The sequence below is a fragment of the Streptomyces sp. TRD_SC_5 genome (assembly GCF_056836825.1).
Genome location: NZ_JBWZZS010000001.1, coordinates 2,825,100 through 2,843,143, shown reverse-complemented (window position 1 = coordinate 2,843,143; position 18,044 = coordinate 2,825,100). Strand labels below are relative to the sequence as shown.

14 protein-coding genes and 1 riboswitch are annotated in these 18,044 nt (G+C 70.1%); of the genes, 5 read left to right on the top strand and 9 right to left on the bottom strand.

Annotated elements, in window-relative coordinates:
• Positions 1 to 2: 2 nt before the first annotated feature.
• A complete protein-coding gene (locus AC1P0E_RS13035) occupies positions 3 to 371 on the bottom strand; it encodes a MerR family transcriptional regulator (protein ID WP_482742350.1) in 369 nt (122 codons plus the stop codon).
• A 76-nt stretch (positions 372 to 447) separates the two neighbouring features.
• Here AC1P0E_RS13035 and AC1P0E_RS13030 point away from each other — a divergent pair, with 76 nt between their 5' ends.
• Complete coding sequence (locus AC1P0E_RS13030) at positions 448 to 1,680, top strand: MFS transporter (protein WP_482742349.1); 1,233 nt, start codon at positions 448 to 450, stop codon at positions 1,678 to 1,680.
• Between the two features lie 10 nt (positions 1,681 to 1,690).
• Here the strand turns inward: AC1P0E_RS13030 and AC1P0E_RS13025 are convergent, their stop codons facing one another.
• Positions 1,691 to 2,299 carry an NADAR family protein gene (locus tag AC1P0E_RS13025; RefSeq protein WP_482742348.1) on the bottom strand — a complete coding sequence of 203 codons (609 nt, stop codon included), beginning with the start codon at positions 2,297 to 2,299 and terminating at the stop codon, positions 1,691 to 1,693.
• A 1,056-nt stretch (positions 2,300 to 3,355) separates the two neighbouring features.
• Between AC1P0E_RS13025 and AC1P0E_RS13020 the strand changes: the two genes are divergently transcribed.
• Positions 3,356 to 3,787: a VOC family protein gene (locus tag AC1P0E_RS13020; RefSeq protein ID WP_482742347.1), complete on the top strand. Its 432-nt coding sequence runs from the start codon at positions 3,356 to 3,358 to the stop codon at positions 3,785 to 3,787.
• A gap of 78 nt (positions 3,788 to 3,865) precedes the next feature.
• On the opposite strand, the gene AC1P0E_RS13015 is transcribed toward AC1P0E_RS13020, so the two are convergent.
• On the bottom strand, positions 3,866 to 4,015 hold the full coding sequence (locus tag AC1P0E_RS13015; RefSeq protein WP_482742346.1) for a hypothetical protein: 150 nt from the start codon (positions 4,013 to 4,015) through the stop codon (positions 3,866 to 3,868).
• Between the two features lie 619 nt (positions 4,016 to 4,634).
• Positions 4,635 to 5,729: a C40 family peptidase gene (locus AC1P0E_RS13010; RefSeq protein ID WP_482742345.1), complete on the bottom strand. Its 1,095-nt coding sequence runs from the start codon at positions 5,727 to 5,729 to the stop codon at positions 4,635 to 4,637.
• Positions 5,730 to 6,078: 349 nt separating this feature from the next.
• On the opposite strand from AC1P0E_RS13010, the gene AC1P0E_RS13005 reads away from it, so the two are divergent.
• A complete protein-coding gene (locus tag AC1P0E_RS13005; protein ID WP_482742344.1) occupies positions 6,079 to 6,432 on the top strand; it encodes a hypothetical protein in 354 nt (117 codons plus the stop codon).
• Positions 6,433 to 6,775: 343 nt separating this feature from the next.
• On the opposite strand, the gene AC1P0E_RS13000 is transcribed toward AC1P0E_RS13005, so the two are convergent.
• Positions 6,776 to 8,017: a C40 family peptidase gene (locus AC1P0E_RS13000; protein ID WP_482742343.1), complete on the bottom strand. Its 1,242-nt coding sequence runs from the start codon at positions 8,015 to 8,017 to the stop codon at positions 6,776 to 6,778.
• 7 nt (positions 8,018 to 8,024) lie between these two features.
• Positions 8,025 to 8,190: riboswitch (cyclic di-AMP (ydaO/yuaA leader) on the bottom strand.
• Positions 8,191 to 8,534: 344 nt separating this feature from the next.
• On the opposite strand from AC1P0E_RS13000, the gene pcrA reads away from it, so the two are divergent.
• Entirely contained in the window at positions 8,535 to 10,994 is a 2,460-nt protein-coding gene (gene pcrA, locus AC1P0E_RS12995; protein WP_482742342.1) for a DNA helicase PcrA, read from the top strand.
• A gap of 85 nt (positions 10,995 to 11,079) precedes the next feature.
• On the opposite strand, the gene AC1P0E_RS12990 is transcribed toward pcrA, so the two are convergent.
• Both AC1P0E_RS12990 and AC1P0E_RS12985 read right to left on the bottom strand, forming a co-directional pair.
• A complete protein-coding gene (locus tag AC1P0E_RS12990) occupies positions 11,080 to 12,750 on the bottom strand; it encodes a M23 family metallopeptidase (RefSeq protein ID WP_482742341.1) in 1,671 nt (556 codons plus the stop codon).
• Positions 12,751 to 13,016: 266 nt separating this feature from the next.
• Positions 13,017 to 13,868 carry an alpha/beta hydrolase gene (locus AC1P0E_RS12985; protein WP_482742340.1) on the bottom strand — a complete coding sequence of 284 codons (852 nt, stop codon included), beginning with the start codon at positions 13,866 to 13,868 and terminating at the stop codon, positions 13,017 to 13,019.
• Between the two features lie 367 nt (positions 13,869 to 14,235).
• Between AC1P0E_RS12985 and icmB the strand changes: the two genes are divergently transcribed.
• On the top strand, positions 14,236 to 14,649 hold the full coding sequence (icmB, locus tag AC1P0E_RS12980; RefSeq protein WP_482745740.1) for a coenzyme B12-dependent isobutyryl CoA mutase small subunit: 414 nt from the start codon (positions 14,236 to 14,238) through the stop codon (positions 14,647 to 14,649).
• A 138-nt stretch (positions 14,650 to 14,787) separates the two neighbouring features.
• Here the strand turns inward: icmB and AC1P0E_RS12975 are convergent, their stop codons facing one another.
• Entirely contained in the window at positions 14,788 to 16,635 is a 1,848-nt protein-coding gene (locus tag AC1P0E_RS12975; protein ID WP_482742339.1) for a DUF5691 domain-containing protein, read from the bottom strand.
• Positions 16,636 to 16,651: 16 nt separating this feature from the next.
• Entirely contained in the window at positions 16,652 to 18,001 is a 1,350-nt protein-coding gene (locus tag AC1P0E_RS12970) for an SWIM zinc finger family protein (protein WP_482742338.1), read from the bottom strand.
• Positions 18,002 to 18,044: the final 43 nt, after the last annotated feature.

The window sequence follows — 18,044 nt, the reverse complement described above, 5'->3', positions numbered from 1 at the left end:
GGTTACGACGCCTTGGTGCCGCTCACCGCGTCGAGGTACTCCTCCATGGCATCCCTGTTGCGGGTGAGGCACTCGATGCGTTCGGTCATCCGGTCGCGTTCGCGTTGCAGAGTCGCGAGCATCTCCGGTGTCGCGTCGGGGAAGTGGATGATGCGGGGCTTGTCGAGACAGGGGAGGATCTGTTTGATGATCCGGGTGGGCAGCCCGGCGTCGAGCAGGCCTCTGATCTGCATGACCCGGTCGACGAAGCGTTCGTCGTACTCGCGGTAGCCGTTGGGGGAACGGTCGGCGGCGATGAGCCCCTGCTCCTCGTAGTAGCGGAGCAGTCGCCGGGGTGTGTTGGTGCGCTCCGACAGCTCACCGATGCGCATGTGACCCACCTCACGCCTGTCGTCCGTCTCGTCGAGTTGACCCTCACATCAATGTGAGGGTTCGACCATAACGCGCATGACACACCACACCACTGAACTCACCCGCCCCGAAGCCGAATTCGAGAGCAAGAATCGCAAGCTGCTGCCGCTGCCCGCCCTGCTGGCACTTGCCACGGCCGTCTTCATCACCAGCCTCACCGAGACCCTGCCCGCCGGTCTGCTGCCCGCGATGAGCGCGGACCTGGGGGTCAGCGAGTCCGCGACCGGTCAGACGGTGACGATCTACGCGATCGGTACCGCGCTCACTGCGATCCCCCTGACCGCCGCCACCGCAGGGTGGCGGCGCAAGCGGCTGCTGCTCACGGCGATGACGGGATTCGCCGCGGCCAACACGGTCACCGCGCTCTCGGAGAACTACTCCCTGACCATGGTGGCCCGGTTCGTCGCCGGAGTGGCGGCGGGCCTGGCCTGGGCGCTGCTCGCCGGTTACGCCCGCCGCATGGCGCCCGTACACCTGCAGGGCAAAGCGATCGCGATCGCCATGGCGGGCATTCCGGTGGCGCTGTCGCTGGGGGTGCCCGCGGGGACCTTCCTGGGCAAGGCGATGGGCTGGCAGGTGGCGTTCCTGCTCATGACCGGGCTGACGGTGGCCCTGCTCGCGTGGATCACTGCGACGGTTCCGGACTATCCCGGGCAGCGGCGGGAGGACGGCCGCCGGGCTCCGGTTCTGCGGGCTCTGCGCATCCCCGGCGTCACGCCGGTCCTGTTCGTCACGCTGGTCTTCGTACTGGCGCACACCATCCTCTACACCTTCATCGCCGCGTTCCTGGACCGCCTCGGCATGGGCGACTCGACGGACCTCGTGCTGCTGGTCTTCGGGGCCGCGTCGCTGGTGAGCATCTGGGCCGTGGGCGCTCGGATCAACCGCCGGCTGCGGGCGCTGACCATCGGGAGCGTCGTGCTGTTCGGCGTGGCGGCCGCGATTCTGGCGGTACGGGCCGACAGTCCGGCCATGGTGTACGTCGCGGTGACGCTGTGGGGGCTCGGGTGGGGCGGCGCCCCGACGCTGCTGCAGACCGCTGCGGGTGACGCGGCGGGCGAGTCGGCGGATGCGGTGCAGGCCATGCTGGTGACCCTGTGGAACGCGGCGATGGCGGGTGGTGGACTGGTCGGCGGCGTACTCCTGGACCGTTTCGGCTCTTCTTCGTTTCCTTGGAGCATCTTGGTGCTGCTGGTGCCGGTGCTGGGGGTTGTGCTTGCGGCGCGGGTGCATGGGTTCCCGGCGAGGCGCGCGAGCACGACCTCGTGACCGCTCCCGTTCATTCCCTTTCGCCGGCGAACGCCTCGCGGGCATCCATCAGAGCGAAGCCGAGCAGATTGAGTCCGCGCCACGTTGAGGGTGACGTGGCGCGGGCATCGTCGGCCGTGAGGCCGATGCCCCAGATCGCGTCGAGCGGGCTGGCTTCGACGAGGACGCGGTCGCGGGTGGCGAGGAGGTACTGGAGGAGGGCGTGGTGCTGACGGAACTTGGCGATGCTGCCGCGTACGACGATTCCGTACCGGTGCTCACGCCAGGTCCCCTCGTCGAAGCCGGCGACCTGGCGGCCGAGGGTCTTCGCCTCGCCGGGGGACTTGGCCCGCAGGATCTTGGCGGCGGTTTCGGCATCACCGAACAGCCGGGCCTTGTACGCCATCATGTAGTGCTCGGCGGAGCGGTAGGTGTGACCGTCCTCGGTGAATTCGACGGGCCACCACTGACTGAGGCAGCCGGGGCCGGCGGCGGAGCCGGGGGTGGGACGGTGGCCCCAGAAGTAGAGGTAGCGAAGGCGCGGGCGCTGCTGATGGCCGGGCCGGCGGCCGGCTGCCTGTTCGGCGGCGATGGCCTCCTCGACGGACTTGGGGAGCGGGGTACGACGGTCGTTCGACATGGGCGCACCGTTGCACATCGGCGTCGGCCGCCTCAAGGCAATTGCTCTCGAACCACCCCGCGTTGCCGCCCCCACCCGCAAGCGGCGCGGCCCTCCCCACCACGCTCCCCAGTCACACCAATGGAGCCAACCGCCCCAGCAGCAGCCTCCGATCGGTCCCGCCGCCACGAATATGGGTCGAAACGCTCCCGTGACGCTGGAAAGCGCAACGCCTGTGACAGGTGTTGTATGAGGGGCGCCCAGATTCGCCAAGTGTCGAGTTCGTCGCATCGGGCGACCGCAGCTCACCAACAACGGACGTCCGTGCCGAATCCCGTAAGCGACCTGAGTCATTGCCCGGGCCGAGCGGAACTTCCAGCCGACAACTGGCGGTCTCACCGGATGTCGGCTCGGACATAGGAACACCCGAGGCGCATTCCGCGTCGCTGGTGTGGCATCCGGCCCGGGAAGGGGCCACGGTCTGGACCGACGACTCGCCCCTGGGTTCCCTTCCACCCACCAAGCCCGGCCCCGTGCTTGTAGCTCGACCGGTCACCGGGCGGGGTGGACGCCGAACCGGCCCGAGTCGCCCCATTCAACTGTCGCGCCCCACCCGCGCACCCATGAGTCCGCAGGTCGGCCCGGACGGTCGGCCGTCCACCCCACCTGGGTGTTCGTGTGCGTCTGGTTTGGGGATGGTGAACCAACGGCCGTCGCCGCATCCGCTGAGACTGGGGCCGCACCACCCCATAGACCGACCGCGCCCCACCCACCAACCCGAAAGCCACCGAACCCACCTGCGCCCGTATCCCAGTTGTCGTGCAGGGCATTTTTCTTGGGCCGTCCCCTGTTGAGCGTTAGCGGTGGGACGGGGTGGTGGGTCAAGGGTGGAGCGAAGCGAAATCGCCGCAGGCGACGCGACCGTAGGGAGCGCCCTTGACGCGGCGCCCCGGCCCACCGACACTCGAGCGCTCGGGACGGCCCGAAACCCCCAGAAGCGTGCTGTTCGGGTGAGAACGCCCTCCTGTAGTTACCCCCGCTAATGTTTGCCCTCCGTACCAACTCCCCGGAGGACACGTGAAGATCACCGCTGCCGCCATATCGCTGACCGTCGACGACGTAACCGCTTCTGCCGGCTTCCTCACCACTCACTTCGGGTTCGAGGAGGCCATGGCGGCCGATGGGTTCGCGTCGTTGGAGCGGGAGGACGCGCCTGGCGTGATCTTCCTGCGGCGGGGAATCGAGGTGTTGCCCGAGGGGTTTCGGGACCAGCGTGCCGCCGGTGTCATCGTCGCGTTTACCGTCGACGACCTTCCCGCGGAGTACGAGCGCCTGAAGAACGCGGGCGTGGAGATCAGCATGGAGCTGCGCGAGGAGCCCTGGGGTGAGCGCCTCTTCCAGGTCACTGACCCCAACGGTGTGATCATCCAGCTCGTCGACTGGGTGGTCACGGCAGACGCGGACACAGAAGCAGGAACACAAACACAAACACAAACAGACAGCGAGTGAGCTGGGGCGGGGGCGGGGGGCGGTGCTGGAGCGGGGCAGAAGCCCCTACCCGGCGCCCCGCCCCGCCCCGCCCTGCCCTCAGTGCCTCCGGCCCCGCAGCCGCCCCAGCAGCTGCCTCGCCTGGCTGCGCCTCCGGGGGTCGGAAGCCGCTGTGCGGGCCTGCGCGATCGTCCGGCGCCCCTGCGGGCTGCGTGCGTACTGCTTGATCCGGTTGATGATGCCCGGCATGTCGGCCCCTCCGTTCACGGTCGTGGTGTGTGCACGTGCGTGTGCAGGTGCATGCACACATGGCGTACGGCGTGCGCTGTATGCCGCGCGGCCTTGCGTGCACGCACCTGCTCCATGTACGCCGCATACCCCGTCCAGGCCTTTCGAAGCCGACTTGTCGCACCGTCTCCAGCGGCACCGCACCGCACCGCACCGTCACCAGAGGCTGCGGTGATCCACTTCGTGAGCGACTCCGGATCCGTGACATGGCCCACCGGCCTGGCACCCGCCGTCCGGCTCGCGCAGACCATGCACGATGCGGCTGTGCTGGGGCCGCCCCGGCGTTGAACAGCTTGTGGACGCGCACTGCACCTGGAAGCTCCTCAGGGCGTCCGCAAGCTGCCACCTCGTGGATCTGGAGTCCGGTCATGGGTACCGCAGCCCGCTGGGGACGGAGTTGGAGGTCCGCAACGGGACCCCAACGTCCCGCGCTGCGTGCGGGCGGGCCGTGCTCCCCCTGGGCTCTTGCAGCATCGGTACGCCCGCCCCGGCGCCGGGGTCCGCCGACGTAACCGGCGGCGACTGCGACGCACCGCCGTCCAACACCGTGTCGGAACTGAACCTATGCCGCCGTGAGTTCCTACGCCGGCCTCGTCGCCCCCGCGAACGGCATCTGGTCGATCGGGGCCACCCGGACCGGCGCGCCGGGGCGTGGTGCGTGGATCATCTGGCCGTTGCCGATGTAGAGGCCCACATGGCTGATGCCGGAGTAGAAGAAGATCAGGTCCCCGGGGGCCAGCTCCGAGCGTGAGACGCGACGTCCGGCGTTGATCTGCGTGTACGTCGTACGCGGGAGCGAGACGCCCGCCGCCTTCCAGGCCGCCTGTGTCAGGCCCGAGCAGTCGAAGGCGGACGGCCCCGTGGCGCCCCAGACGTACGGCTTGCCGATTGCTCCGTACGCGAAGGAAACGGCCTGCCCCGCACGGGAGTTGGGCGCTGCCTGCGCCGGGCCGCCGCGTGGCGCCTCCCGGTCGGAGCGGCTGCCCCCGTCGGCTCGGCGGGCGGCCGCGGGCGAGGCTCCGTGGCCGTCCTGCTGTGCGTACTGTGCGCGCTGCTCCGCCGTGAGGCGGGACAGGAGGTTCTCGGCCGTGCCGATCTTGTCCTGGATCTTCGACTTGTGCTTGCGCAAGTCCTTCTGATGAGACTTGAGTTCGGCCAGCCGGTCGCCCGCCTCCTCCCTCAGCTGCGCGATCTCGCCGATCTGCTGCCGTAACCCGGACACCGCCGCGGCCTGCCGGTCGCCGGCGCGGTCGGCGATCGCGGCGCGTTCCAGGTACTGGTCCGGGTCGGAAGTCAGCGCGAGCTGCACCGCCGGGTCGACGGCGCCGGTGCGGTACTGCGCCGTGGCGAGCGAACCGAGCGCGTTGCGCGCCGTGTTGAGACGTCCCGTCCTGCGGGCTGCCTCGTCGCGCAGCTCGTTCAGCGACTCGTCGGCGCCCCTCGCCTTCTCCTTCACGCCGTTGTACTTCTCGGTGGCGATCTCCGCCTCGTGGTACAGCTGGTCGACCTTCGCCTTCACCTGAGCGGGGGTGAGGGCGGGCTCCGCGTGCCCGAGGCCGTCGAACGCGGTTGCGCTCGCCGCTCCGGCGAGCGCGAAGGTGACGGCGGTGCGGGCGGTATTGCCGGTGAGCGTGCGCTGCTTGGGCTTTCGGTGCGTGGCCACGAGGGCGTCCACGTCCTTCCGTCCTGTACGACGTCGTACGTCGCTGTACGTCGAGCCGCTCGCATCCGGCGGCGGCCCGCACAGGGGAACGGGCCGCCGCCGGACTCTCGGCGGGGTTTCCGACTGCCGTTCCGGGGAGGAGCGGCGGTGGGGAGTCGGTCACCTGGGGAAGGACGCTAAACCTGGGGGTCACGGGGAAGCGGCGGAATGACCGACAGTGCTCGAATTCGGCCTCTGCGTGAACGCGGTTGAGAAGCGAACTCGCCCCGGAAGCCAGCATTCCGCTCTTCCGCGACCGATACGTCGATGGCAGGGGAACCTGGCCGACCGGCCTGCTATGGCCAGAGCTAGGCTCCGGTTCATGGACGTACTCATCAATGTCTTCGTCGGTCTGCACATCATCGGCATCGCCTCGCTGCTCGGCGGCTTCCTGACCCAGATGAAGGCGATGGGCGCCGGCACCGCTCGCTTCAGCCCTGCGATGCTGCACGGCGCGCTGACCATGCTGGTCACGGGCGTGGCGCTGGTGGGCCTCAACCAGGCCGACGACCAGACAGTGAACAACCTCAAGATCGGCATCAAGCTCGCGATCCTCGTGGTGATCCTCGGCCTTGTGTACGTCAAGCGCGATGAGGAGAAGGTCGAGAAGGCGCTCTTCGGGGCGGTCGGCGGACTGACCGTCGCCAATATCTTCATCGCGGTGCTCTGGTCCTGAGCCCGGCCGTTCCCGGCTCTCTCGGCGTTCCCCGGCGTTCTCGCCGCTCCCGCCGCTCCCGTATTTCCGGCTGGGCCCGTCGCGCCGCCGACCGTTCGATCGCGTCGGCGGGCCGTTCGCAGGCCGTCGCGGCTGCGGAGTGCAGTGTCGGTGAGGAGACGGTCGGGAGCGGTGGTCAGTTCCCCGTCGGGGGACGACAGTCACCCGAGTGGTTGGCCCCGCCCTCGACAGCAGCCGCTGAAGGCGGGATCGGCTTCTCATCGTCCTGTCCAACCGAAGGACAGGACGATGAGAGAAAAGGCCAACTCAAATGCGGCCCTGCAGCAGGCTGTACGTCCCCGGGTTATGCCGGGCGGACGCTGCCGTAGATCGGCATGTAGTAGATCGATTCCTCGCGGACGTACGCGCCGGGCTTCGGGGCGTGGATCATCTTGCCGCCGCCGATGTAGACGCCGACGTGGCTGATGTCGTCGTAGAAGAAGACGAGGTCGCCCGGCTTGAGGTTGTCGGTCGTGACGCGGGTGCCGACGTTCACCTGGTCCCAGGTGGTACGGGGGAGATCGACGCCGGCGGCCTTCCACGCGCCCTGGGTCAGACCGGAGCAGTCGTACGAGCTGGGGCCTGCCGCGCCCCAGACGTACGGCTTGCCGATCTGGGCGCGGGCGAAGGCCAGCACCTTCTCGGCCTTGGCGGCGTACGCGTCACTGGCGCCCGTGCCCGTGCCCGTACCGGGGGACGTGCCCGTGCCGGGGGGCGTTCCGGCGCCAGTGTCTGTGCCTGATCCCGTACCTGTGCCCGTGTCGCTCTCGTCCTGCTGCGCCTTCTCCTGCCCGCGCTCGCGCTCGCGCTTCGCCTCGGCTTCCGCCTCCGCCTTGGCCTCCGCCTTGGCCTTCGCCTCGGCCTTGCGGCGCGCCTCCGCCTCCCGCTTCTTCTCCAGTTCCGCCAGCCGCGCCTTCTCCTGCGCGGTCAGCCGCGACAGCAGCTCACGCGCCTCCGCGAGCTTCTTCTGCACGTCCTGCTTCGAGGACTTGAGGGAGGCCTGCGACTCGGTGAGGCTCTCCAGGCTCCGTGTCGCCTCGGCGCGCTTCTTCGACGCCGCCGCCTGCTGCCTCTCGAAGTCGGTGACGTCCGTCTTCTGGCGTTCCGTCATCCGGTCCATCAGCCGGTTCTGGTCGAAGTACGCCTGCGGGCTGTCCGCGAGGAGCAGCGCGGCGGTCGGGGTCACCGACCCCGACCGGTACTGCGCGGCCGCGTAATTGCCGAGCTTGCGCCGCGCCTCGTTCAGCTTCTCGGTGCGCTGGGCCACGGCGTCGAGCAGGCCGTCCACGGACTTCCGCTGCTGCTCGGTGGCTTCCTTGGCCAGGTTGTACTTCTGCGTGGCCGTGCCGGCCTGCCGGTAGAGGTCGTCGACCTTCTTCTGTACCTCTTCGACGGTCGGCTTGGGAGCCGTCGGCGCGGCGGGCGCCGCGCCCGCTGTCTGGGCGAGCAGGCCGACGGAGGCGAGGGCGGCTGTCGTGATACCCAGTGCGGGTGCGGTGGTGCGTACACGGGTAACCCGGGTACGCGGCTTGCGATGCGACGCCAAGGCCGGCATCTCCTTCCGTGGACCGCCTACCGGGTTAGCTGTCGGGTTCGGGCGGAGAAACGGAAGGTGCCCTACGGTCCGTGGGAATGCGGACCGATTCACCCCAGGTGGTGCGTGTGGGTCCCCGGTTCCGGACTGCCGTGCGGGCAGGCCGAATTCGGCGTGGGCTGCCCGCTCCGGCGCTGTTCGCCGGCTGGGGTACGAGCCGCCCGACTCGGCACGCTAGCCAAGAGTTGTGACCGCTGGGAAGCCCGATGTTCGATATGCCCGATACGTTTTCGTGACCTGGCCGAGTTCGTTCCGTTGCGCGGTACGCGGGCGCGGTGGTGAGGGTCGCAGTGGGTGCGCAAGGTCACACTCGTCGGGCTGCGAGTGCACTGACGTGCACCGGCGTGCGGGGCGCTGGCGGGGCGCGTGCGGGGCGCCGGCGGGGCGCGGGGATTCCTCCGTGCCGATCTCGGCGGGCCGGGAGAATCCGGGGCGGGCTGTCGGTGGTCCCGCCTAAGCTTGGTAGACGATGAGCAGCCTCTTTGACGACAGCTTCCTGGCCGACCTCCAGCACTCGGAGTACGCAAAGGACACAGCCCCGCCGCCCCCCGAGGACCACGCCCCGGAGGAGGTCCCGCACGACCTCTTCGGGGGAGCCTTCGACGTACCCCCGCCGGCCAGGGACTCGCACTACCGGGACGGTGCGCCGCGCCCCGTCGTGGACGCCGCCGCGCTGCTCGACGGGCTGAACGAAGAGCAGCGCGCCGCCGTCGTGCACGCCGGGTCGCCGCTGCTCATCGTGGCCGGCGCGGGCTCGGGCAAGACCCGCGTCCTGACCCACCGGATCGCGTATCTGCTGGCCAAGCGGGGTGTGCACCCCGGCCAGATCCTCGCGATCACCTTCACCAACAAGGCCGCGGGCGAGATGAAGGAGCGCGTGGAGCAGCTCGTCGGCCCGCGCGCCGGCCACATGTGGGTCTCCACCTTCCACAGCGCCTGCGTGCGCATCCTGCGCCGCGAGTCGAAGAAGCTCGGCTTCACGTCCTCGTTCTCGATCTACGACGCCGCCGACTCGAAGCGTCTGATGGCGCTCGTCTGCCGCGATCTGGACCTCGATCCGAAGCGCTTCCCGCCGAAGGCCTTCAGCGCCAAGGTCTCGAACCTGAAGAACGAGCTGATAGACGAAGAGACCTTCGCCGGCCAGGCCGCCGACGGCTTCGACAAGACGCTGGCGCAGGCGTACGCGATGTACCAGGCGCGGCTGCGCGAGGCCAACGCCCTGGACTTCGACGACATCATCATGACCACGGTGCACCTGCTCCAGGCGTTCCCGGACGTCGCCGAGCACTACCGGATGCGCTTCCGTCACGTCATGGTCGACGAGTACCAGGACACCAACCACGCTCAGTACACGCTCGTACGCGAACTGGTGGGCCCGTCCGGTGCCGAGCACGCCCCGGCCGAGCTGTGCGTCGTGGGTGACGCCGACCAGTCGATCTACGCCTTCCGCGGTGCCACCATCCGCAACATCCTCCAGTTCGAGGAGGACTACCCCGACGCGAAGACGATCCTGCTGGAGCAGAACTACCGCTCGACGCAGACCATCCTCACCGCGGCCAACGCCGTCATCGAGCGCAATGAGAACCGTCGGCCGAAGAACCTGTGGACGGACGCCGGCGCCGGCTCGCTGATCACCGGCTACGTCGCGGACACCGAGCACGACGAGGCGCAGTTCGTCGCCGAGGAGATCGACCGGCTGACGGACGCGGGCGACGCGAAGGCCGGCGACGTCGCCATCTTCTACCGTACGAACGCCCAGTCCCGTGTCTTCGAAGAGATCTTCATCCGCGTCGGGCTGCCCTACAAGGTCGTCGGCGGCGTGCGCTTCTACGAGCGCAAGGAGGTCCGGGACGTGCTGGCGTACTTGCGCGTCCTGGCGAACCCCGAGGACACCGTTCCGCTGCGCCGCATCCTGAACGTACCGAAGAGGGGCATCGGCGACCGGGCCGAGGCGATGATCGACGCGCTGTCGCTGCGCGAGAAGATCAGCTTCCCGCAGGCGCTGCGGCGCGTGGACGAGGCGTACGGCATGGCGGCCCGCTCGGCGAACGCCGTGAAGCGCTTCAACACGCTGATGGAGGAGCTCCGTACGATCGTCGAGTCGGGCGCCGGGCCCGCGACCGTGCTTGAGGCCGTCTTCGAGCGGACCGGCTACCTCGCCGAGTTGCAGGCGTCGACCGACCCGCAGGACGAGACGCGCATCGAGAACCTTCAGGAGCTCGCCGCCGTCGCCCTGGAGTTCGAGCAGGAGCGGGAGGGCGACGAGCCCGGGACGCTGGCCGAATTCCTGGAGAAGGTCGCGCTCGTCGCCGACTCCGACCAGATTCCCGATGAGGACGAGGACGGGTCGGGCGTCATCACGCTGATGACCCTGCACACCGCGAAGGGGCTGGAGTTCCCTGTGGTGTTCCTGACGGGCATGGAGGACGGCGTCTTCCCGCACATGCGCGCGCTCGGCCAGACCAAGGAGCTCGAGGAGGAGCGGCGGCTCGCGTACGTCGGCATCACGCGCGCCCGCGAGCGGCTCTATCTGACGCGCGCGTCGATGCGCAGTGCGTGGGGGCAGCCGTCGTACAACCCGCCGTCGCGGTTCCTGGAGGAGATCCCGGACACGTACCTGACCTGGAAGCGCAAGGGCGCGCAGGCGCCGGCCGGGCCGGTGTCGGGTGTCGCTTCGTCGCTGTCGTCCTCGCTGGCCTCGCGCTCGCGAGGCGGGGGCGGCGGCGCTTCGGGATTCGCCACGCGGCGGACGTCGGACAAGCCGGTGGTCGCGCTGTCGGTCGGGGACCGGGTCACGCACGACCAGTTCGGGCTCGGCACCGTGATGACGGTGACGGGGACCGGATCGGACGCGCAGGCGACGATCGACTTCGGCGACGAGCGGCCGAAGAAGCTGCTGCTGCGGTACGCGCCGGTCGAGAAGCTGTAGCGGCTTCTTCGCCGGGCTGCTGCTGTACGTCGGCGGCTTTTTAGGTCAGCGGCTTTTTAGGTCAGCAGCTTTTACGTCCGCGGCTTTACGTCGGGCTGAGGCCGTGGCTGCGGAGCCACGGCAGGGGGTCGATCGCCGACCCGCCGCCGGGACGCACCTCGAAGTGGAGGTGCGGCCCTGTGGAGTTGCCCGAGTTGCCCGAGTACGCGATGACGTCGCCGGCCTGGACCGAGCCGGAGCGGATCTTGGTGCTGCTGAGGTGGCAGTACCAGGTCTCCGTACCGTCGGCGGCGGTCACTATCGCCATGTTTCCGTAGGCGCTGTTGTACTGCGTACGGACCGTGCCGTCGGTCGCGGCCATCACCGGGGTGCCGTACGAAACGGGGAAGTCGATGCCGGAGTGCACCGACATCCAGTTGACGCCGGCCTGGCCGTAGTACGCGCTGAGGCCGTGCTGCTGGACCGGCAGCGCGAACTTGGGGCGGGCGGCCTCCTTGCGGGCGGCCTCCTCTGCCCTGCGCTTCTTCTCGGCGGCCTGGCGGGCCTGGAGGTCGATACGTTCCTGCGTGCGGCTCGCGCGGTCGGCGAAGTCCTCCGCGTCCGTGCTGAGGTTGGCGAGCTGGGTGTCGAGCTTGTTGTTGACCGCGACCGGCTTCACCGAGCCGGGGTCGGCCGCCGACGCCGTCGTGGTCGTGTCCTTCTTCTCCTCGGCGGGGGCACCGCCGCCGACGCTGCCGACCGAGGCGGCGGCGATGCCGGCCACGCCCATCACGCAGGCGGAGGGGACGGCGACGGTGAGGAGCGCGGAGCGTTTGGCGGGGGTACGGCGGCGGCCGCGGCCGGAGTTGCCGGCGCTGCGGCGGGCTGAGCGGGGGCCGGGGGCTGCGGCTGTGGCGGCTGTTGCTGCTGCTGCGGCGGCGGCCGGAGCGTGATCGAGTTCCGGGGCGTGTTCGGGCTCGGGTTCAGGCTCGTGTTCGGACGAGTACTCCGGCGCGTATTCGTGCTCGGCTTCGGGCGTGTTGCCGGGGCTGTCGGGCCCGTCGGACGCCTCGTGCGCGCCGTGAGGGGCGTGCGCTGCGTGAGGTTCGTACGAGGCGAGGCTTTCGGCCGGGTCGACCGGCGAGAACTCGGCTGTCTCGTAGAAGGTTTGTTGCGGCGGGACGCTCTCGTGCACTCCCGTGTGGCCGTCCATGTGGCCGGAGTTCCAGGCCGTGGCGTCGTACGCGCCGGTGTCGTAGACCGGCGTCGTGCGCCACTGCCCGGTGGCGTCGGCGGCCTGGGTGAACTGCGCCGTTTCGTACTGGCCGGTGTCGTACTGGCCGGTGTCGTACTGGCCTGTGTCGTACTGGCCGGTGTCGAAGTGGCCGGTGTCGTACTGGCCCGTTTCGTACTGGCCTGTGTCGTACTGGGCGGTGTTGAGGTGCCCGGTGGTGAAGTGGTTGGTGTCGAACTGCCCTGTCTGGTTCCAGGCGTTGGAGTCCCACTGGCCGGTGGACTGTGCCGGGATGTCGGCCGCCGTCTGACAGCCGGCGGTGGGCCACGCTCCGGTGGCGTCGTACTGCTGCTGCGTGCCGTACGTGTCGTAACCGACCGTCTGCTGGGCGCCCGTGGCGTCCCACTGGGTGGTGTCGTACTCGCCGCTGTGGCCTGCTTCGTAGTGACTTCCCTGGGCGGGGAGGGCTCCGAAGAGGGGATCTGTCTGAAAGCTGCCGGTGGAGTAGCCGTCGTACCCGGCGTGGGCGTGCTGGTCGTCCACCAACTTCTCTCTCGCCTCGGCAATGCAGGACCTGTGGGGGCTGGGGTCCCGGGAGGGGCCCCAGAGGCTAGGCAGTGGCGCGACTGTACCCGGCGGTAAGGGACGACGACAATCTTCGCCAGATTTTAGGTGCTCCGGAAACGGGCATTCGGCCGTCTTTTGGCGGAGGACGGGCACAGCTTTGATGCTGCGTTCGACGGATGTTCGACCGGGGTTCGGTGAGTTCAGACGAGTTCAGGCGAGTTGCAAGAGAGTTGCAGGAGATTTCAGGCGACTGAGACCGTGCCTGAGGCGTCCGCCGACGTGCCCTGCTCCTCCAGCGCCTGCCGGATGCCGGCGGCGACCGTCGGATGGACGGGCAGGGCAAGGTGGCCGATTCCTGTCACCCGTATGTTCTGGGCGATGAGATCCGGGTGGCTGACGCACGCGGTTTCGACCGGGAGCATCAGCTGATCGAGGTCGCTCCAGAAACTCACGAACCGCGTACGGCAGGAGGGCGCGGGCCTGCGCAGCTCCTCGATCACGTCGGACCCGGGCCGCATCTGCCGCACGATGGGGTGGGCGCTCATCGGCGGGGCGACGCTGGTGCCCGTGTGCGGGGTACCGAGAGTGACCAGCGTGCGTACGCGCACGTCACCGCCGAGCCGCTGAACGTAGTAGCGGGCGATCAAGCCGCCGAGGCTGTGGCCGACGATATCGACCCGGGTGTGGCCCGTACGGTCGCAGATCTCCTCCACGTGGCGGCCGAGCAGCTCGGCCGCCGTACGGATGTCGCACGTGAGCGGGGAGTAGTTGAGGGATTCCAGGTGGCGCCAGCCGTGCCGGGCGAGGGAGCGGCGCAGTACGACGAAGACCGATCGGTTGTCGACGAAGCCGTGGAGCAGCACGACGGGCGGGTGCTCCCGGCCGGTGGTGGGGAGCCGGGTGGTCTCGGGCGGCACGGGTGCCGGATCGGGGAGCGCGTCCGCGCCCGGTCGGCGCTCCTGCGCGATGCCGGAGGGGTAGAGGAGAAGGTGCCCGGCGAGGATCGCGATCTCGAGGGCGGTGGCTCTCAGCAGCGCGGCCGACAGGCGTAGGTGGGGCAGACAGAGCGGAAAGAAGAAGGGCAGGGCCCTCATGCCGACCTCCCGAACGACACGCGGGGAGGCGGCTCCGTCCCCCGTATGCCCTCATGGGGTGCCGTACTGAGGAACGCGGTGGGCCGTCCCACTGCGCCGTGCGGCTGACGGCACAGTGGAACGGCGACCTCGTTGCGGCTCCCCTTGCGGTCGTCCCGGCTGCTGCGACTGCTGCGGCTGCTGCCGCCGTAGCGCCTGATGTGGCAGGAACGACGCATAGCGAACATGTCCCATGTGTGATTTCCCCCTCCCTGTCCACCGTGAAACGGGTGGTTGCGGGATGCTGTCGATAACGTTCGTTCACTTCCCCGGCCTTTCAGGTGCGGGGCGCGTGCCAAAGACGGCGCAGTCGTACATGGAGGCAGTGATGGGTGTGACCGGGCCGATCCGCGTGGTGGTCGCCAAGCCGGGACTCGACGGACACGATCGCGGGGCGAAGGTCATCGCGCGGGCTCTGCGCGACGCCGGTATGGAGGTCATCTACACCGGGCTTCACCAGACGCCCGAGCAGATCGTGGACACCGCCATTCAGGAGGACGCCGACGCGATCGGTCTGTCCATCCTCTCGGGCGCGCACAACACGCTCTTCGTGAAGGTCATCGAGCTGCTCAAGCAGCGCGATGCGGAGGACATCAAGGTCTTCGGCGGCGGCATCATCCCGGAGGCGGACATCGCGCCGCTGAAGGAGAAGGGTGTCGCGGAGATCTTCACGCCGGGCGCGACGACACATTCGATCGTGGAGTGGGTCAACGCTCACGTCCGCCAGGCGGCGCAGGCGTAGGAGCCCTCAAATCGCCGGACGGCCTGGATTTGATTTTCGACCTCCGGGTCGGGAATTTCCAGCCTCTCCGGCGTTCGAGGAGCGGGGGCGGGGCAGGGCGGGGTCTGGGCGGAGCCCCAGGTGCCCTCGCCGTGCGGCTCAGACCTCTGCTAGCTCCGCCAGCATCGCGGCTCTGAGGCGCAAGGTGCCGACAAGGCGCTGGAACGCCTCCGACCAGTAGCCGGCCGCGCCGGGCGACGCGTCCTCCTGCTCGTCCGGCGTCGTCGTGAGTATCGCCAGGCGGTCCGCCTCACCGGGATCGAGGCAGCGCTCCGCCAGGCCCATGACCCCGCTGAAGCTCCAGGGGTAGCTCCCCGCGTCCCGCGCGATGTCCAGCGCGTCGACCACCGCGCGGCCGAGCGGCTCCGCCCACGGGACGGTGCACACCCCCAGCAGCTGGAACGCCTCGGAAAGGCCGTGCGCCGCGATGAACCCGGCCACCCATTCCGCCCGTTCGCCGTCCGGCAAGGTGGCCAGCAGCTTCGCCCGCTCGGCAAGGGACGACGTACCGGGGCCGGTCGCCGGCGGTGCGGACGGCGCGCCCAGCAGCGCGCGGGACCAGTCGGCGTCCCGCTGGCGCACCGCCGCGCGGCACCAGGCGGCGTGCAGCTCCTCTTTCCAGTCGTCGGCCACCGGCAGAGCGACTATTTCCTGCGGTGTACGGGCGCCCAGGCGGCGCGGCCAGGTGTGCAACGGGGCCGACTCCACCAGTTGGCCCAGCCACCAGGACCGCTCGCCGCGCCCCGCCGGAGGTCTGGGCGACACGCCGTCGCGCTGCATGTCCGCGTCGCATTCGTGCGGGGCCTCCACGGCGATGCGCTCGCCGCCGGTCGCGCGGCCGGAACGGTCCAGGCTCACACAGGTCGTGGCCCGCGCCGCCATCCGTGCGGCGAGCGCGGAGCCCGGCAGTGCGGAGAGCAGCTCGGCGGCGGTGGCCCGCACATTGCGACTGCGGTCGGACAGGGCCTGCTCGAGGAAGGGCTCGTCGGCGTCGGAGAGGCCGGAGCGCAGGGAATCGAGGAACATCAGGCGGTCCTCGGCGCGCTCGGTGGGCCATGTGGTGGTGAGCAGCGTGAGCGCGGCCGCCGGGTCCTGGGCGCGGACGGCGGTGAGGAGGCCGACGCGCTCGGCGAACAGGCCCTCCTCCCACAGGCGTCGCACGGCTGCCGTGTCCTGGGGGTTGGGCATCGTTGTGGTGCTGGTGCTGGTGCTGGTGCTGGTGCTGGTGCTGGTGCTGGTGCCGCGCAGCGCGTAGCGCCAGTCCGGGTTCAGCCGGGCCAGCCACAGGGCGCGTGGGCCCGCGAAGGTGAGCGCTTGCGACCGTAGGTCGGTACGGGCGCGGGCGGCGTCCAGCAGCGCGGGGAGCAGGGCCGGCGGCGCCTGGAAGCGGCGCCGGTTCGCGGCGGCGAGCCACTGGGGGAGCAGCTCGGTGAGATCGGGCGCGGTGCCGCGCCTGCCACCGGCGCCGGTGGGCGACGAGGAGCGGCCGGCCAGCAGCTGCGCGAGCCGGCGGCGGGCCGCCGGGGGAAGTGGGGGGCGCGGGTCTTGCGGTGCGGGGTCGGGACGTACGGCGGCGGGGGCGGGGAGGAGGCCTGCCCTGCGTCGTACGGTCTGCTGTGCGGCGGCGTCCAGCAGCGCCGCCGGGGCGTCCTTGCCGGGCGCGGCGGCGCTTGGCGGCAGCGTGCGGCGGTCGGTGCCCAGGAGAGCGGCGGTGACCAGCTCTTCCCACTGGGGCGTGGCCGTGACTCCCGGGGCGTTGGGGTCGGTGCCGCGCCGGGGCGTCTCCTCGGGCGTCGAACGTTCGGGTACTCGGTTTTCGTCGGGGTGGTTGCGTTCGACGCCCTGCGGGGAGCGCCCCTGCACGTCCCCTCCCGGCACCGTGGAGTGCGATGCCGGGGCGACTGGTGGCGTGCGCTCCTGCGGTGTGGGGTGGTCGGTGGTGGTCATGGGGGCCTCCGTACGGTCAGGGGGCGGTCAGCGGGACTGTTTCCGCCGAGTCTTCGGACCAGGCCGTCAGAGGTGTGAAGCCTTGGTGGCCGCACTCGCCGAAGACCGTTACGGGGGCGCCGCCGGACAGGGCGGCGAGCTTCCACAGTCCGGGGCGGGACAGCGCTGCGGGAGCTATGGGGAGTGCGAAGTCGCTCTCTGCGTCAGCTAGTTGCCAGGCGGTGGGGGACGGGATGGGTACGACGCGGTTGAGCGTTACCGGCCAGGCTTCGAGCCACGGGTCGTCGCGCAGGGCGCTGCCGTAGGCGTGGATCGCCTGGGTGGGGCCGACGCCGGGTGGCGGGGCGTCGATCGGGTGGATCAGGGGTGGCCGCTCGCCCATATCGGCTCTGAGCCGGCCGGCGCCCGGGTAGAAGGTGAGCTCCGTGTCGAGCATCAGGCCTGCGGGCAGGGCGACTTCGGGTGCCCGGCCTCCGGCTCCGAAGGACAGCACCAGCGCCGTGCGGCCCGACTCCCTTCCGTACAGCCATATGCGGCGCGTGGTCAGCTTGCCGTCCGGGGTGTCGTACTGGGCCAGCACCAGCCAGCGGTCGCGGACCGGTGGGCCCTCGGCGGGCGCGGTGAGGCCGACGCGGGTCCGTACGGTCGCGGCCAGCGGCTCCGGCAGCCGGTCGCGCGCCAGCCACGCCGTGTCCAGCAGGTGCAGCAGCGCGCACTCCTCCAGCAGTCGCGCCGGCCAGCCCGGCCCCGACGCCGGTACTGCGCCCAGTTCCCTGACCCGCGCTGCCAGCCCCGGCGCCTGGGCGTCGACCATGCGGCGGGCTGTCTCTTCCCACAGCCCGTAGCCGGCTTGTTCGGCGGCGGCCAGACCGCCGCGCAGCAGGTCGGTCAGGCGCTGCTCCAGCTCCGAAGCTCCCATGGTGATCCGCTCGGCACGCTGCTCCGCCCTGCGCCTCGCCGCCTCGCGATCGGCCGACTTGGGGGAAGGGGCCGGTGGTTCGTCGTCCGTCCTTTTCCTGCGCGTCTCCAGCCAATCGCCGGCCCAGTCGGGTACCTCCTCCCCGTCCCGCACGGCTGTTCCGTCGGCCGCCCAGAGCAGCAGCAGCCCCAGCGCGTGTTTGCAGGGGAACTTGCGGCTCGGGCACGTGCACTTGTAGGCAGGGTTGCCGTTTGCTGTGTCGACCACGGTCCGGTAGGGCGTGCTGCCGCTGCCCTTGCACAGCCCCCACACCGCCCCCGAACCGCTGCTCCCCGCCTCCGACCACGGCCCGGACGCGCCGAGCCTGCTTCCCGTCTTGCGTGACGCGTCGTCAGGAGCCAAGGCCAGCACCTGATCCGCAGTCCAGCGCACCCCCTGCTGATTCATGGGAAAGACGCTACGGGGCGCCACTGACAGTCGGCTCTGAGCT